Origin of the sequence: Paenibacillus allorhizosphaerae (assembly GCF_042659105.1) — a bacterium.
GTDB lineage: Bacteria > Bacillota > Bacilli > Paenibacillales > NBRC-103111 > Paenibacillus_G > Paenibacillus_G allorhizosphaerae.
On record NZ_JBHSRV010000002.1, the window covers coordinates 452022 to 468175 of the forward strand.

At 52.8% G+C, this 16154-nt stretch carries 16 protein-coding genes; 13 read left to right on the top strand and 3 right to left on the bottom strand.

The window, feature by feature from the left end:
- Positions 1 to 9: 9 nt before the first annotated feature.
- From ACFQI7_RS10610 to ACFQI7_RS10630, 5 genes are all read left to right on the top strand, one after another.
- The gene (locus ACFQI7_RS10610) at positions 10 to 1059 is read left to right on the top strand and encodes a serine hydrolase domain-containing protein (protein ID WP_218099284.1); all 1050 of its coding nucleotides are present in this window, start codon (positions 10 to 12) and stop codon (positions 1057 to 1059) included.
- 41 nt (positions 1060 to 1100) lie between these two features.
- Entirely contained in the window at positions 1101 to 2063 is a 963-nt protein-coding gene (locus ACFQI7_RS10615) for a carbohydrate ABC transporter permease (RefSeq protein WP_218099283.1), read from the top strand.
- Positions 2064 to 2124: 61 nt separating this feature from the next.
- Positions 2125 to 2946: a carbohydrate ABC transporter permease gene (locus tag ACFQI7_RS10620; protein WP_218099282.1), complete on the top strand. Its 822-nt coding sequence runs from the start codon at positions 2125 to 2127 to the stop codon at positions 2944 to 2946.
- Entirely contained in the window at positions 2946 to 3713 is a 768-nt protein-coding gene (locus tag ACFQI7_RS10625; RefSeq protein ID WP_218099281.1) for an HAD family hydrolase, read from the top strand. The genes ACFQI7_RS10620 and ACFQI7_RS10625 overlap by 1 nt, the downstream gene beginning before the upstream one ends.
- 90 nt (positions 3714 to 3803) lie before the next feature.
- Positions 3804 to 4403, top strand: coding sequence for a L,D-transpeptidase family protein (locus ACFQI7_RS10630; RefSeq protein ID WP_218099280.1), 600 nt, complete (start codon positions 3804 to 3806; stop codon positions 4401 to 4403).
- On the opposite strand, the gene ACFQI7_RS10635 is transcribed toward ACFQI7_RS10630, so the two are convergent.
- Positions 4392 to 6236 (bottom strand): right-handed parallel beta-helix repeat-containing protein, encoded by a 1845-nt coding sequence (locus tag ACFQI7_RS10635; protein WP_218099279.1) that lies wholly within the window; start codon positions 6234 to 6236, stop codon positions 4392 to 4394. The two genes, ACFQI7_RS10630 and ACFQI7_RS10635, sit on opposite strands and share 12 nt — an antisense overlap.
- A gap of 288 nt (positions 6237 to 6524) precedes the next feature.
- Between ACFQI7_RS10635 and pepF the strand changes: the two genes are divergently transcribed.
- From pepF to pdxA, 5 genes are all read left to right on the top strand, one after another.
- On the top strand, positions 6525 to 8312 hold the full coding sequence (gene pepF, locus ACFQI7_RS10640; protein ID WP_218099278.1) for an oligoendopeptidase F: 1788 nt from the start codon (positions 6525 to 6527) through the stop codon (positions 8310 to 8312).
- Positions 8313 to 8489: 177 nt separating this feature from the next.
- On the top strand, positions 8490 to 10328 hold the full coding sequence (locus ACFQI7_RS10645; RefSeq protein WP_218099277.1) for a sigma-54-dependent Fis family transcriptional regulator: 1839 nt from the start codon (positions 8490 to 8492) through the stop codon (positions 10326 to 10328).
- A 106-nt stretch (positions 10329 to 10434) separates the two neighbouring features.
- Positions 10435 to 11385: a 2-keto-3-deoxygluconate permease gene (locus tag ACFQI7_RS10650; protein WP_218099276.1), complete on the top strand. Its 951-nt coding sequence runs from the start codon at positions 10435 to 10437 to the stop codon at positions 11383 to 11385.
- 100 nt (positions 11386 to 11485) lie between these two features.
- Complete coding sequence (locus ACFQI7_RS10655; protein ID WP_230414963.1) at positions 11486 to 12778, top strand: four-carbon acid sugar kinase family protein; 1293 nt, start codon at positions 11486 to 11488, stop codon at positions 12776 to 12778.
- Positions 12775 to 13773, top strand: coding sequence for a 4-hydroxythreonine-4-phosphate dehydrogenase PdxA (gene pdxA, locus ACFQI7_RS10660; RefSeq protein ID WP_218099274.1), 999 nt, complete (start codon positions 12775 to 12777; stop codon positions 13771 to 13773). Before ACFQI7_RS10655 ends, pdxA begins: the two co-directional genes overlap by 4 nt.
- Before the next feature lie 60 nt (positions 13774 to 13833).
- On the opposite strand, the gene ACFQI7_RS10665 is transcribed toward pdxA, so the two are convergent.
- Entirely contained in the window at positions 13834 to 14091 is a 258-nt protein-coding gene (locus ACFQI7_RS10665; RefSeq protein ID WP_218099273.1) for a hypothetical protein, read from the bottom strand.
- 209 nt (positions 14092 to 14300) lie between these two features.
- Between ACFQI7_RS10665 and ACFQI7_RS10670 the strand changes: the two genes are divergently transcribed.
- The 3 genes from ACFQI7_RS10670 to ACFQI7_RS10680 all read left to right on the top strand — a co-directional run bounded on the left by ACFQI7_RS10670 (position 14301) and on the right by ACFQI7_RS10680 (position 15868).
- The gene (locus tag ACFQI7_RS10670) at positions 14301 to 15038 is read left to right on the top strand and encodes a Cof-type HAD-IIB family hydrolase (RefSeq protein WP_230414961.1); all 738 of its coding nucleotides are present in this window, start codon (positions 14301 to 14303) and stop codon (positions 15036 to 15038) included.
- A gap of 133 nt (positions 15039 to 15171) precedes the next feature.
- The gene (locus ACFQI7_RS10675) at positions 15172 to 15564 is read left to right on the top strand and encodes a MerR family transcriptional regulator (protein WP_218099272.1); all 393 of its coding nucleotides are present in this window, start codon (positions 15172 to 15174) and stop codon (positions 15562 to 15564) included.
- Positions 15548 to 15868 carry a thioredoxin family protein gene (locus ACFQI7_RS10680; RefSeq protein ID WP_230414958.1) on the top strand — a complete coding sequence of 107 codons (321 nt, stop codon included), beginning with the start codon at positions 15548 to 15550 and terminating at the stop codon, positions 15866 to 15868. Before ACFQI7_RS10675 ends, ACFQI7_RS10680 begins: the two co-directional genes overlap by 17 nt.
- Before the next feature lie 8 nt (positions 15869 to 15876).
- Here ACFQI7_RS10680 and sda read toward each other — a convergent pair whose 3' ends face one another.
- Positions 15877 to 16062: a sporulation histidine kinase inhibitor Sda gene (gene sda / locus ACFQI7_RS10685; RefSeq protein ID WP_218099270.1), complete on the bottom strand. Its 186-nt coding sequence runs from the start codon at positions 16060 to 16062 to the stop codon at positions 15877 to 15879.
- Positions 16063 to 16154 lie beyond the last annotated feature (92 nt).

Consider the following 16154-nt stretch of genomic DNA (forward strand, 5'->3'; position numbering starts at 1 on the left):
CTAACACGCATGTATCGCTTTGACGTTTTGGTTGACGAATGGGTTCGTGAGCATAAAATACCCGGTGGCGTGTTAAGCGTCACCGTGGCCAATCGCTTTCAATTTCAAAAAGCGTACGGTTCGTATTCCGACGGAATTCGTGATAATCCAATCGGACTCGATACGTTATTCGACCTTGCGTCTTTGACCAAAGTCGTATCCACGCTTCCTGCGATGCTGACGTTAGTTGCGCAGGGAAAGCTCAAACTGGATGATCCGGTTAACCAATTTATTGCCGAATTCGCGTATCCGGACATTACGATAAAACACTTGCTAATGCATACGTCAGGCCTGCGCGCCGATCTACCATACAAAAACCGCGCCGCTCAAGGACGCGATGTTTTATCCGAAGTATTGCAGCAGGAATCGGTCGCCCCGCCGGGAACGGAGGTCACGTATAGCGACCTCGGCATGATTTTGGCCGGAGAAATCATTGCGCGGGTTTCCGGCGAGCCGCTCGACCGCTTTGTGCAGCGCAGCATCTTCGAGCCGCTTGGCATGGACAGCGTAAGCTTTAACCCCGATGCAAGCCTCAAGCCGCGGATTGCCGCGACGGAGCTTGTGGACGGCGTTTATGTGCACGGGGAAGTGCATGACGAGAAATGCTTGCATCTCGGCGGCGTTTCCGGCAGCGCCGGCCTGTTCGGAACGGCGGAGGACTTGACCCGTTACGCGCAGTTTTGGCTGCATCCGGAGAAAGCGGCGCTTCTTCCGCCCGAGCTTCTTCGCGAATGCGTTCAGGATCCGTTTCAAAACCGGGGCATCGGCTGGGAAGTATGGCAGGATCCGGATAAAATTCCCGCCAGCTGCGGCGCCACGTGGACCAAGGGCAGCTTCGGTCACACCGGGTTTACCGGTACAAGCCTGTGGATCGACCCTGTCCGCGAGCTCGCGGTCGTCTTTTTAACGAATGCGGTGCATTTCGGTCGCAACAATCCGGTTCGCCACCTGCGCCGCACACTGCATGATGAAATTGCCGCCGCGCTTTTTCCGTCGCCGGGCGAAGCGCAAAGTCCTTAATTACATCTTTACGCGAATACTGCAAAGCAAAGGAGCAGCTTATGACGGCTATCGATCGCGCCAAGGAACTCGATGCACTGAAACCGAAAGCAGCGAAAAAGAAACGATTTACGAAGCATCTGGTGCACCTGTTTTTGCTTCCGTCGCTTCTGTTTTATGTAGGTTTCATGGTTTACCCGATTTTTCAGGCACTGCTAAACAGCTTCTTCTCCTGGAAGGGGCTTGTGCGGGGCGACTTTATCGGGTTGCAAAACTTTATTCGACTGTTTACCGAATCGCCATTTAAAGAAACGTTTTCCCGGGCTTTGGGACACAATGTCATCTATTTTGTCGGCACGATGGTGTTCAAGCTCGTTATCGCGTTTGCGCTTGCAATGATGATCAACAGCAAAATCAAAGGAAAAGAACTGTTCAAGGCGCTCTTTTTCCTGCCGAAATTATTGTCCGTCATCGTTGTAGGTTACTTGTTCAGCTTGATTTTGAATCCCTCTTACGGGGCGCTCAATCAAATTTTGACCGTCATCGGCCTGGAGAGCTGGGCTAGGCCTTGGCTCGGAGATCCGAAGACTGCACTGAATTCGATCATCCTGGTTAACAGCTGGTATGGTTTTGGCTTTGCGATGCTCATCTTCCTTGTCGGCCTGCAGGCGATCTCGACTGAAATTTACGAAGCGGCCCGCATTGACGGAGCATCTGGTTGGACAATGATTTTCAAGATCACGATTCCGCTTGCGATGCCGTCCATCATGATCATGACCATTCTGACCTTTATCGGGGCATTCGAAACGTTTGAGCTTATTTTTGCGATGCAGGGCTCGTCCGGTTCGCCGTATTTTTCAACCGACGTATTGGGACTATACTTCTACCGTTTAGCCTTCGGTTCCGTAAGCGGAGGAGACTCGATCGGTCTTGGTTCGGCGCTGGCCGTCGTATTGCTTATCTTGATCTCAGGAGCTACGGCCATCTCGATGTTCTTCTTTAAACGCAAGGAAGTCGAGCACTAGAAAATTTGCCAAACTCGGGTATGGGAAAGCAGGACCCGGGATTCATCCTTGGAGGTTAGACATGGCTCTGCGACTGCAGCAATCTTTAAAATACATCATCCTGACATTTTTCGCATTGGTGTCGATCTATCCCATATTTCTGATGATCGCCTCGTCGTTTAAGACGAAGCAAGAAATTACGACGCAGCCGCTCGCGCTGCCAAGCCGGTTTTCGCTCGAAAACTACATTATGGTTTGGAAAGAGATCCATTTCGCCGATAATTTCTTAAACAGCGTATTCGTCAGCGTGGTCTCCGTACTGTTCATTTTGCTCGTCTCGTCGATGGCCGCATTTTACTTGTCCCGCTATTCGTTCCGCTGGAACGGGGCGCTGCTGTTCTTCTTCATGCTCGGTCTGATGCTGCCGATGAAGCTGGCGATTTCGCCGCTCTACATGATGATGCTGAAGCTCCATCTGCTCGACACGTACGCCTCGCTGATCATCGTCTACGTGGCCGGTCATATATCGTTTGCGGTGTTCGTATTCTATGGATTTTTCGGGACGCTGCCGAAAGATTTGGACCAAAGCGCGCGGATCGACGGCTGCAACGACTTTCAGGTTTATTACAAAATCGTGCTGCCGCTGATGCGCCCGGCGCTGGCAACCGTCAGCATCGTCGATTTGATCGGCATTTGGAACGACTTTTTTTACCCGCTTATTTTTATCAAAAGCTCGGAATTAAACACGATTCCGCTCGGCATGCTGACCTTGTTCGGCGAGCACGATACGGATTGGAACTTGCTGTTCTGCGGCTTGACGCTGTCATCGCTCCCGATGATTATCGCTTTCTTGCTAGCATCCAAGCAGCTTATTGAAGGAATGACGTCAGGAGCGGTGAAGTAATGAAACGATGGATAACGTTTGATCTGGACGGCACGCTGATGCAAAACCCGTTTGGCAAGTGGATTTTTCCGGAGGTGGAAGCACTTGTCTCCGCCGGCTTGAGCGAGCCTTACGAAGTCCGAAAGGCGCTCGTCCGTGAGCATGAGTCCCGCATGGATCGCAATGAAACCGTCGCCGCTTACGATTGGGACGAGATGCTTCAGCAGTTGATGGGGCAATTGAACGTAAAGCTCGATATCGATATCGAGCAGTTGGTGCTCAAGCATTCGGTGCAGCCGAAAATCTATTTGCTCGAAGATACGATCCTGACGACGCTCGAGAAACTGAAACAAAAAGGATATTCCTTAGCGGTAGCGACCAACGGATTTTATAAATACCAGTTTCCCGTAATGAAAGAGCTGGGACTTGCCGAATGGTTCGACGAGATCATTACGCCGGAAAAGGTCGGCTGCGGCAAACCGAACATTGACATGGTGCGTGAGCTGCGGCAATCCGGCGAGCTGGTGGCGCATGTTGGCGACCGTCTCGATCACGACGTCTATTTGGCCAACCGGCTCGGGGTTCCGTCCATGTTCATTTACCGCGACCTTCCGGAAGCGCTGCGGAAGCTTCCGATCGAGAAGCGTTCGGCGAGTGAAGAATTTATCGCGATCTGCGAGAATAAATTAAAAGCGGAGAGCCCGTCGCTTGCCGCGGTTCCGCTTCCGCCGGACTATATAGCCACTCACGTGCTATACCGTATGGAAGAACTGCTCGAATGCGTTTGACAAGCCACCTCCACTGCATCGCCCTTTGACGATGCAGTGGAGGTGGTTCTGCGTGTGCTGCAACAAGAAACGAATATCAGGAGGTACGCGATGACGAATGTAAGCGATACGTCAGCGATTTGCCGGCAGTTGATTACCGTAGAAAGCGAGAGCCCGACGTCCATCCGCGCCGTGCTTGCGGTTTACCAGAACGACGGGGCGGGCTGGGTTCAGACGATGGAAAACATCCCCGCCGTCGTAGGAAAGCACGGCATCGACGCTCATAAAGTAGAAGGCGATCAGAAAACGCCTCAAGGGCTTTACGAATTGGGCGAGGCGTTCGGGACATCGCCTGCGCCGGAAGGCACGGCTCTCCCTTACCGGATCGTGACCGAGCATGATTACTGGGTCGACGATCCGGAGTCCGATGACTATAACCGCTGGGTGCACTACGAAGGAAACGCTTCGGAACGTTGGAAATCATTCGAGCGGCTAACCGATCCGCTCTACACCCACGCCATTATCATCAAGTATAATGAGGATCCGGTCGTCAAAGGCAAAGGAAGCGCGATATTCCTTCATCGCTGGAAGAGCGGCGATACGCCGACACTAGGCTGCGTCGCCGTGGCTTACGAACATCTGGTTCGCCTTCTGGGCATCATCGATCCCGTGAAAAAGCCGAAAATCAATATGACCGTATCAGGACAATAAATCTTCCTGGCTCGTGACGGGAGCAGGGGAGAGGTCGCTCAAAGCGCCCGATACCGCGTCGCATCTCAAGTCGTTCCCATAGCGGACGACTTTTTCGTTTGTTCGATGAATATTGAGGCCGTATCTCGGTCTCGCTTTCCCCAGATCGGTACGGATGACATTATGGATGATGCGTAAATCCGAGCCGGTGCCCGTCAGCATGATGCCGTCGTAGACGTTGTTGCCGGTTTGACTGGCATTCGTAATTTTATTGTTTTCGATCGTCAGCATTTTGCAGGAGCCGCTCACGTTGAAACCGTAAAATGTGACGTCCCGGACGATGTTGCCGCTGAATACGGTGTTACTGCAATCCGCCACAATGAAGCCGTTTTTACTGCTGATTTCGATCATATTGTCGGCGATAATCCCATTGTTGCATGCCTTGATGTTGACGGCATGTCCGCCCGTCTTATGTATGATATTTCCCGTAACGATGATTTTATGAATATTTACGGAGATTTGCCCTTCGACGTAAATGCCGGTGTTGCTGGCCGTATTGATAATATTGTCGGCGATCACGACGCTGCTGGCCGGCTGCGTTGGCTGGACGACACCGTTCACGTCTTTCGTCGATTCGGAGCCGGGAGCAGGCATCGTGACGAAGATGCCGCCGCTGACATTGTTCATGACGTTCCCCGTAATAACGGAGTTCGTCCATTTGAACGGACGGATCGACCAATAAGAGGAACCGTCGAATGTATTGTTGACGACGAGGATCCGGTCGTAATAGCCGTTATAGGAAGACCCGTGCGCCCCGATGCCGCATGGCCACGGAACCATGCCCGGCGTGCTGCTGTTGCCGAAATAACAGTTCTGGACGGTCACGTCGCGAGTCGTCGTATGATCTTTGGAGTACCCGATGAAACCGGCCTGCGTCGCCGTTTCGATCTGTATCGCCTCGGAATAATATTTGGAGCCGTCATGGGAGAATCCGAGGAACGAACAGCGGTCGAACGTTACGTTCTTCATCGCGGTCAGCTCCACGGCATGCCCCGAAGGAAGATCTTTGATCGTCACATTGCGCAAAGTAACGCACTCGGCATGGGCGAACGCCATCCCGCTTGCGATATGGGGATATTGCAGCGCATTGCAGTTCAGGATACCGTTCTCGATCGTAATGTTTCCATTGCCCTCGTAGCCGTTGAAGACGTCGGATGTGCGGTAGTTGCGAAATATATTATTTCCATGGCTGCGAAGCAGCTCGGTCTTTTGCTCCATGACGACGCTCGTGTTTTTGACCAGAAACAGCTCTTGCGTCAGCTTGTACGTGCCTGAAGGAATAGTGACGATCGTATACGACCGGTTGACGGCTTCGTTCAATGCGGCCTGAAGGGCGGACGTATCGTCATGCGTTCCATCGCCGATGGCGCCGAACCAAGTCGCGGAGACGGTATTTCCTTCCACGATGCGCTTCAGCCTCGCTCCGGAAGCGGTTACAAGGACGGTGCCGTTATTGTCCGCCGTAATCTGATCGTTCGGGTCGTGTACGAAGAAGCCTTCGCGTTTCGGGTCGGTGACGTAGAACAAGTCGGAATGCAAGGGGCGCGATTCCGCACGCAGCGCCGCTATGGTGGTGCTGACGGCAGGCCGCTTGTTATTGGGGGAATCGGGCGCATCCGGCGGCCCGTAGACGCTCTCACTCACCGATTGGCTGTAGACGCCGGCGGATACGGCCATGCTGGCCAAGCCTACCGTTCCGAGCGAAGCGATCAGCTTTCTGCGGCTGATTCGCGTTCCATTCGACTCTAGCTGCGGCCGGTCGAGGTGATCATGATCATGAAACTGCTTGCCCATAGGAATCACTCCTTTACGTTGTAGATGTTCCTGTTTCATACCGCTTCAGGCGAAGCGGCAGGTTGGACCGCCGTGCTTGTGTTTGTATGTATCGATTTTATGCTTGAATACGCTTGTATTTGCACAAATAAGTTTATTATCTGCTTTATTCAATGTCAATCCTTATTGCATTAAACTTCTGTAAACGAGAAATGGTGGAAAATAAAGGGTTTCAATTGAAATCCGCGAATATCATAAGAATGGGATAGGTTATACCACCACTATTATAAAAAAGGAAGTGTTCCCCCGATGAGCGATCAACTGCAACGATCGGATGTCTCAGCACACGAAAAATGGGATTTAACGCATATTTATGCGGATACGTCACAATGGGAGGAAGACTATGACCGTGCACAGGCATTAAGCAAAGAGATTGAGGCTTTTCAGGATAACATTCACGATGCGGCCGGACTGCTTGCTTTCTTGAAGCTGAATGAGGACTTATCGTTTGTTTACGAGAAGCTGTTCGTCTACGCCTCGCTCAAACAGGACGAAGATACGCGGGTAACCGAAGCGCAGGCGTTTGTCGATAAGGCCAGAAGCTTGGGCGTTACGATCAAATCCGCCACGTCCTTCTTCCGTCCGTTTCTGCTCAGCATGGAGAAGGAGACGCTCGACCGGTACATTGAGGAAGAACAGGGACTCGACTACTTCAAGAAAGATTTGTACGAGGAATTTAAATATAAACCGCACGTGTTGAGCAAGGAGAAGGAAGAAGTGCTTTCGCAACTGGGCGAAGTAATGTCCGTCCCCAAAACGGTATTCGGCATGATCAACAACGCGGACATTCAATTTGGCGAAGTAACCGACGAGAACGGAAAGAAAGTGACGCTGACCCGGGGGATGTATTCCCGCATTTTGGAGAGCCATAACCGGGAGCGCCGCGCCGAAGCGTTCAAAGCGTACTACAAGCCTTACGTCGGCTTGAAGAATACGATCGCGGCCACGCTGGGCGCCTCGGCGAAAAACAACGTGCTGTTCTCGAAAATGCGAAATTACGAATCGCCGCTGCAGCGCTCTTTATTTGCGGATAACGTACCGGTGTCGGTTTATGAAAACTTGATCCAGACGACGCGCGATCATTTGGCTCCGATGTACCGATATGTCGACTATCGGAAAAAAAGACTAGGTCTGGACGAACTGCGCGTCTACGATTTGAGCGTGCCGCTCGTAGAGGATTTTGAGCTGGTTAAGCCGTATGAGGAGGCTTACGACACGGTGCTGGCCGGACTTGCGCCGCTTGGCGAAGAATACATAAGCATTTTGAAGCAGGCGAAAACGTCGGGATGGATCGATGTGCGGGAGACGCAGGGAAAGCGGTCGGGGGCATACTGCTGGGGGCCTTACGGCACGCATCCGTATGTGCTGCTCAATCATAACAACACGCTTGACAGCATGTTTACGCTTGCCCACGAAATGGGGCATGCGCTGCACTCGTATTTGTCCGACGCCAATCAGCCGAAAATTTCCGCGCAGTACACGATTTTCGTAGCCGAGGTGGCGAGTACGGTCAACGAAGTGCTTCTCATTCATCATCTTTTGAACAACACGGCGGACGCGAAGCTGAAGCGATACTTGGTCAATCATTTTATCGATACGATCAAAGGTACCTTTTTCACGCAGGTCATGTTCGCCGAATTCGAGAAAATCGTCCACGAGAAGGCGATGCGCGGAGAAGCGCTTACCGCGGATTCGTTCAGCGAAACGTATGAATCGTTGTTCCGCACCTATAACGGCGAGCAGGTGGTGCTCGATCCCGAGTTGAAATACGGCTGGTCGCGCATTCCACATTTTTATAACGCGTTCTATGTATATAAATACGCTACCGGCATCGCTTCCGCGATCAGCATCGCTACGCGGATACTGGACGGGGATCAGGAAACGGTCCAGTCGTACTTGACGTTCCTGAAGAGCGGCGGCTCGGAGTACCCGCTGGAGCTGCTCCGCAATACAGGCGTCGATCTGTTGACACCGGAGCCGATCACCGATTTGTTGTCCTTGTTCGATCGTCTCGTAGGAGAGCTGGAAACGACGTAACATCCCTTTGCTTTTACTCTGAAATATTCCATAAAAATCGATATACGCTCCGATCGGAAACGATCGGGGCTTTTTCTTTTATCAACATGGGGATCCACTTCTTTTGCAGAAGGTTGCTCCATTTGTAGTATACTATGGTTAAATTGATTCATTTTGCAACAAGGGGAGGACTATAGTATGAAAATCCGAGTGCTGGCTATCGCGCCGTATCCCGGTTTAAAGGACCTGCTGGTGGATATGGCTGGGGATGACGGCTCGATCGATATGGATGTGGAGACGGCCGATCTGCAGGAAGCAATTCCGCTTGCCCAGCAGGCCGAACGGAAAGGGTACGACATCATTGTCAGCAGGGGCGGCACCGCAACGTTAATCCGAAAGCATACCGCGCTGCCGGTTGTCGATATTCCCGTTTCCGGATACGATATTTTGCGCGTGCTGACGCTGATCAAAAATGCCAACTCCAAAGTGGCAATCATCGGTTTCCCGAACGTTTGCCATGGGGGCGCAGCCGTTTCGAGCTTGCTCGACATCGATATTCCGGCATACGTTGTCGACCATGAATCCCAGGTGGAAGGCGCGCTTCGGGAAGCGTTTCGTTCCGGGGTGAAAATCGTGCTCGGCGACGTCGTCACCGTACGGACGGCCCAGGAGATGGGTTATCACGGAATCCTGATCACCTCCGGCCGGGAGTCGGTCACGGAAGCGTTGGATCTCGTTCGCAGGGTGTACGAGGTGTACCGCCGGGGGCGGGAACAAATGCGTTTTTATGAACAAATCATGGCTGCGGACTCACGCGGAATCGTCGTTCTGGATGAGACCAGAACGATTCGTTATGCCAATCAGGCGGCATGCCGGCCTCTCGGGACTAAGGAGGATCAGCTTCAAGGAAGCAGCCTCATCCTCTCCTCGCCTTCGTTAGCGGGACTCATCAAGCAGGCGGAGGAAGCCATGCAGACGGAGATGGAGCAGTATGTGCATATGCAGGAAAGGCAGTTCCGGGTGAACGCGATAAGGCATCGGGTGGACGGCAAACAGGGCTGGCTCGTACGACTGGAGGCGGTAGAGCAGTGGCGGATCGATCAGCTTAACCCGGTGCGCATTCCGCCGCGGGTAGTCTCCTTTGATCAGTTGATTGGTTCCAGCTCCGCTCTGCAAAAGACCGTGAGCCGGGCTAAAAAATTTGCGGCATCGGACCGCAGCATATGGATATCCGGCGAGAAAGGCTCCGGAAAATCGATGTTCGCCCAGGCCGTTCATTCGGCGAGCAAGCGGCGGGATCAAGGCTTTTATATGATCGCCTGCGACGAAATGACGGACGAGCAGACGGAAATGCTGTTGTCCGGCACAGCTCACGCGCCCGGGTTGTTCGAGGGAGGATTCGGCGGTACGCTTTATTTGAAAAATGCCGACCGGTTGACGCGTTTTGCGCAAACGAAGTGGCTGCATGCCCTTCGGCGCAGCAACAATGTACGCCTTGTCGCTTCCTCCCTCGTCCCGCTGACCAAGCTGCAGCATCGAACGGAATATAGCGTTGAGCTGCTGACGATGATCGCAGAGCTGCAACTGAATGTTCCGCCGCTGCGGGAGCGGCCCGAGGATCTGGAGGAGATCGTCAGGGTGATGATCGCGGATTACAATTCGGAATCGGGAAAACAAATTGTCGGTATCCGGGACCGGGTGCTGGAGCGGCTTGTTCAGTACGAGTGGCCCGGCAATATCGCCGAATTGGAAAATACGATTCAGGAGATGTTAATTACAACCAGAGGACACTATATCGAATCAGGCGATGCAGCAGAGGTGCTGGAACGTTTGGAGCGGCCGGACGGTAGTCGGGTGCAAGCCGAGTCGTATGTCCAGATCGATCTGAGCGGTACGTTCGAAGAGATCGAAGCGCGTATATTGTGGCATGTTCTTCAAGAAGAAGGGCTAAATCAGTCTAAGGCCTGTAAAAGGCTAGGAATCAATCGCACGACATTATGGAGAAAAGCAAATAAACTGTTTAAAAATGAAACATAATTAACGTTGTGTAAAAAGAGCTCCTGCGCGTATAATATGAAATGCAACGCTTACATCATGTAATAATGTTGCAAAAATAAACAACGCATTAAAGGGAGGCATCATCATGAAAATTAAAGCAACCATCGAGCGAATTCCGGGGGGAATGATGATCGTGCCGCTGCTGATCGGCGCCATTGTCAATACGTTATTCCCGGCAGCCTCTAAAACTTTCGGTTCGTTTACTGGAGCGCTTCTCACGGGCTCGCTGCCGATACTGGCCGTTTTTTACGTCTGCATGGGTTCGACGATCGACTTTAAAGCGACGCCGTATATTTTGAAAAAAGGCGGCACCCTGCTCATTACGAAAGTTGCAATCGCGATGATCGTCGGTTTGATCGCCGCTCAATTTATCGGGGAAGGCATGATCGAAAGCGGATTATTTGCAGGTTTGTCCGTACTCGCTATCGTGGCCGCGATGAACGATACGAACGGTGGGTTGTATATGGCGCTTATGGGGCAGTTTGGCAAGAAAGAAGATGTCGGCGCGTATTCCATCATGAGCCTTGAATCGGGACCGTTCTTGACGATGATTTCGCTCGGCGTTGCCGGTCTCGCCGCTTTCCCGTGGCAGACGCTGGTCGGTGCGATTTTACCGCTCGTTGTCGGCATGATTCTCGGTAATTTGGACAAAGAGATGCGTGAGTTTTTGAGTAAAGCGGTTCCTGTGCTCGTTCCGTTCTTCGCCTTTGCGCTTGGCGCAGGGCTGAATCTGCAAAATGTATGGAAGGCGGGTTTGCTCGGCGTGCTGCTAGGCATTTCCGTAGTTGTGATTACGGGCATCGCGCTGCTGTTTACGGATAAGCTGACGGGCGGCAACGGGGTTGCCGGCTTGTCGGCCGCCTCTACCGCGGGCAATGCCGCGGGCGTTCCCGCTGCGGTTGCAGCCGCCAACGCCGCATATGCACCTGTGGTGCCGACAGCAACCGCGCTTGTAGCCTCCTGCGTTATCGTTACGGCTATATTGGTGCCGATCGTAACCGCTTGGTGGGCCAAACGGGTCGGCGTGGTCCGCTGACGGGCGTAAAGCGGGATGCCCTGGTACAATCGGTGCCGGGACGGACATGCCGTTTTGTAAGAAAGCCCGCCTTTATAAACGCCTGGGGGAGGAAGTAGTATTGAAGAGGTTAGCTATAATTGCGGATGATTTGACGGGGGCGTCCGATTCCGGCGTACAGCTTGCTAGAAAAGGACTGCATACGCAGGTTATTTTTGACTGGAACGGACTTTCAGGAAATTCCGAAGACTTGCAAACGATCGTGCTTGATACGGACAGTAGGTCCGTTCCGGGCGAGGAAGCGTACCGGCGCGTCCGCAGCGCTGCTGAAGCGTTAAAAGGCGAGGGATTCGACTTTATATATAAAAAGATGGATTCGACTTTACGCGGAAATTTGGGACAAGAAATCGACGCCGTCTTGGATGCGTTCGGCTTTGAAGCCGCCGTGGTCGTTCCGGCTTTTCCCAGAATCGGCCGAACGACGCTTGAGGGCATTCACTATTTAAACGGTGTTCCGGTCAGCGAGACCGAAATTGCAAGAGATCCGAAAACTCCCGTGCCGGAGTCGGACGTATGCAAGCTGCTCGCATCCCAATCCCGGCATCCTGTCGGTTGTTTAAGTCTTTCGTCCGTTCGAAGCGGAATTTCGAACTTGGTCGTGATGGTAAAGGAAATGCTCGAACAGCAAAAACGACTGCTAGTGCTTGATGCAGAGACGGACGAGGATATGCAACGCATTGCGGAGCTGGTACCGTTATTTGGAAGCCGCGTGTTGTGGGCGGGCTCCGCCGGTTTGGCCGAACACTTGCCGGTGGAAGTACAGACGGCTTCGCGGCCGGTGGCTGCGGTTCGGGACGGCAGTCCCGTCATGCTGGTGGCGGGCAGCATTTCCAAGGTGACCCGGGAGCAGGTCGGTTACGTAAACGCGCAAAACGATGTAGCCGATGTCGAATTGGACCCGATCGCTCTGCTTGCGTCTCCGGAGCGGCACAGACTCGTGGGAGAGCGCTGCCTCTCCGCGATATCCGCGGCATTGGAGCGCGGAGCCGACGTATCGTTCCACGCGGGTTCATCGCCGGAGCAGGTCGCTTCCGCCAAAGAGCTGGGTGCAAGCATAGGACTCGATTCCTCCGGCGTGTCGAATCGGATTGCAGATGCGTTAGGCGGCATCGCGGCGAACATTGCGGCAAAGCATCGTCTTCAGGGACTCGTCCTTACCGGCGGCGATACGGCCAAGGCAGTATGCCGGCATATGGGCGTTCACGGGATCGAGCTGGTCCGGGAGCTTGAGCCGGGCATACCGCTCGGAAGACTGCTGGGATCGGAAAATGTAATGACGGTGACCAAAGCGGGCGCTTTCGGCGACAAGAAGTCGCTGTGGCATGCGATGCAAAGCTTGAAAGGAGAAGAATGACGATGAGCAGACCGATTATAGGGCTTACGATGGGGGACGGCGCAGGAGTCGGCCCGGAAATCATAATGAAGGCTTTGGACGACAGGGGCGTCTACGATAGCTGCCGTCCGTTTGTCATCGGGGACGCGAAGATGCTGGAAAGAGCCGGTAACCTCCTGAAGAGCAAGCTTTCCGTACGAACGATCTCCACTCCGAAAGAAGCTCAGTACGCTCACGGCGTTGTAGACTGCTTGGATCTGGATCTGCTGCCTGCGGACCTGTCCTTCGGAAAAGTTTCGGCGGAAGCCGGATATGCCGCTTTCATGTATTTGAAAAAAGCGATCGAGCTGGCGAATTCGGGAGAAATCGATGCGATCTGTACGGCGCCGCTCAATAAAGAAGCGCTGCATAAAGGCGGGCATGTATATCCGGGGCATACGGAAATATTGGCCGAGTTAACGGGCACGAAGGACTACTCCATGATGCTGTCGGCGCCGAAATTGAAAGTCATTCACGTGACAACGCATGTCGGCATCATCGATGCCGTGAACATGATCAATCCGGAACGGGTATACAAGGTGATCCGGCTTGCGCACGAAACGCTGCAAAAGGCGGGCTACGATCAGCCTCGTATCGCCGTCTGCGGCATTAACCCCCACGCCGGAGAGAACGGACTGTTCGGCTACGGCGAAGAAGAGGAGAAAGTCATTCCGGCGGTAGAGCGCGCGCAGAGGGAAGGCGTTAAAGTGGTCGGCCCGCTGCCAGCGGACACTTTGTTTTTTCGGACGACAAGGGGAGATTTCGATATTGTAGTGGCCATGTACCACGACCAGGGGCACGGACCGGTAAAAGTATTGGGGCTCGAAGCGGGCGTGAATATTACGGTCGGTCTTCCGATCATTCGAACGAGCGTGGACCACGGAACGGCATTCGACATTGCCGGCAAAGGGATTGCGGACGAACAGAGCATGAAGGAAGCGATCCGGCAAGCGATCGAACTCGCGCCGAAGCGTTGATCATAACTTCAAGAGCGGAGATGGCCGAGGTGGCGCATTTCCGCTTTTTTGCGTTGTACGTTATTCCATTCCCGCATGCTCATGGACGGAGACGGGAAACGATGCGGAGCAGTTCGGGCAGTAAGCCAGATGAATGCACAGGTGCTGCCTTGCATCGTCAAATCCGTTTGTCGCCTTCAGATCGTCGATCGGTCTGTAAGGAGAGTATGGGCCGTAAAAGTCGCTTAGTTTTCCTTGATCATCGGCGGGTTGAAGACATGTGGGACAGCTGCTCGACAACGATTCCAATCCATTGCATACTTCGCAAATATAAGTCACCGGCGAACACCTCATTTGTAGACGTTTCAAAAACAAGGAATGGGTATTGTTGTGATTATTCCCCAAAAAAGTTGTTCGTATGACGAAGAAAACAATTGACTGATATGTCTTGTTTTGTCAATATGTAAGAGCAGGAAGCGGGAGGAGTCCCCTTCTTCGACGATAATTATACAGAAAAAACCGATGCGGATCGGAACGGAGGAACAAACGTGACTTATAAATTGATTGCGCTGGACATGGATGGAACGCTGCTCAACCCCAAAAAGCAAATCTCGGAACAAAATCGGCTATGGATTGGGCGCGCCATCGAGGCGGGGGTTCGTGTGACGCTGGCAACCGGCAGGCCGATCTCGGATGCGTCCGTCTATGCGCAGGATTTGCAGCTCGAGACCCCTCTCGTAATCAATAACGGCAGCGAAGTGTGGAGCTTGCCGGACAAGCTTCATGCCAGACATGTGATCGATTCGAATCTCGTCTCGCGCCTATTGACCGAAGTGATTCCGGCCTATGCCGAACAGGTCAACTTTTGGTCGCATACGGTGGAAGGTCGCGTCAACAAAACGAATTTGCCGGATGACGTTCATTCGCTTCGCTGGCTGCAGCTTGGCATCAGCAGCAAAAATATCGACCTGCTGAAAGAAATCCGCAGCGAACTGGAGACGTGGAATGCCTTCGAAATCAGCAACTCCGACGTCACAAATATCGAACTGAACGCACCGGGCATCAGCAAAGCGAGCGGCTTGCAGGAAGTATGCCGCATCCTCGGCATTCAAATGTCCGAAGTGATCGCGATCGGCGACAGTCTGAACGATGTGCCGATGATCAAAGCAGCCGGCTTGGGAGTGGCGATGGGGAACGCCCAGGACACGGTGAAGGCGATAGCGGATGTCATTGCCCTGACGAATGTGGAAGACGGCGTAGCTCGCATTATTGAAGCGCATATTTAAGCGTAGACGACATGAAAGAGGCCAGTTCGCCGGTTTTCGGCCGCGAACCGGTCTTTTTTTATTTCTTGACTCTCACATCAATGTTATGGTTTATAATGAATGAACAGCCGCTAACGGAAGGAGACGTACGCATATGAAAATCGGGGAGCTCTCGAAACGAACAGGGGTCAGCATCCGCTCGCTGCGCTATTACGAAGAGCAGAACTTGCTCGTACCTTCCCGCCACGATAACGGGTACCGGAATTATTCCCCGCTCGCGGTAGAGCAGGTGCGCACCATTCAATTTTACTTGAGCCTCGGTTTATCGACCGAGCAAATCGCCGGATTCCTGCACTGCGTTATCAAAAACAAGGAAGCGTTTTGTCAGGAAGTGCTTCCTGTCTATCGGCAAAAGCTGGAAGAAATCAACGGGCAAATCCGGCTGCTCCAGCACATTCAGTCGAATCTGGAAGAACGGATTCAATCCATCATGCACGAACAGCAAGCACACAAGGAAAGGGATGGTTCGTATGTTGTTACTGGATGACAATACATTTCGCGATGGAATTCGCAAGCAGGGGGTAACGCTCATTGACTTCGGGTCCGTCCATTGTCCGCCGTGCAGAGTGCTGCTGCCTATTTTGGAGGAACTGGAAGCGACAATGGGCGATCGAATGTCCATCGCCAAAATCGATTGCGACGACTCCCCGAGAACCGCATCCGACTACGGCGTGATGTCCATGCCGACCGTGATTTTGTTTCACGATGGAGAACCGGTGGAGAAGCTGGTCGGACTGCGTCCGAAAAGCGTATACGAGAGCGTCATCGCCAAATATTTGACGAATGAATAGCTTCAATCTTAATTTGACTTTGAACCCATGAGGACGAAAGGCTTTTCTCCGGGCTGGCTTGCAACGGATGAAGTTTGCTTCATGCTTCTGCGGCTTAACTCTTGACGCAACAAATCGACAAATTCCTTCTCGAACGGGATGGCGTCCGCTTGACGAATAATGTGCAATAACTGCTGCTCGGTTAAACGATGCATACGATTCTCCTGCCTACGCAAAATGGATATCCACTATCTTACAGTTGTTCCTTGATGATAAACATGTCTTTTTTTACGAAGGCTTGTGCTTT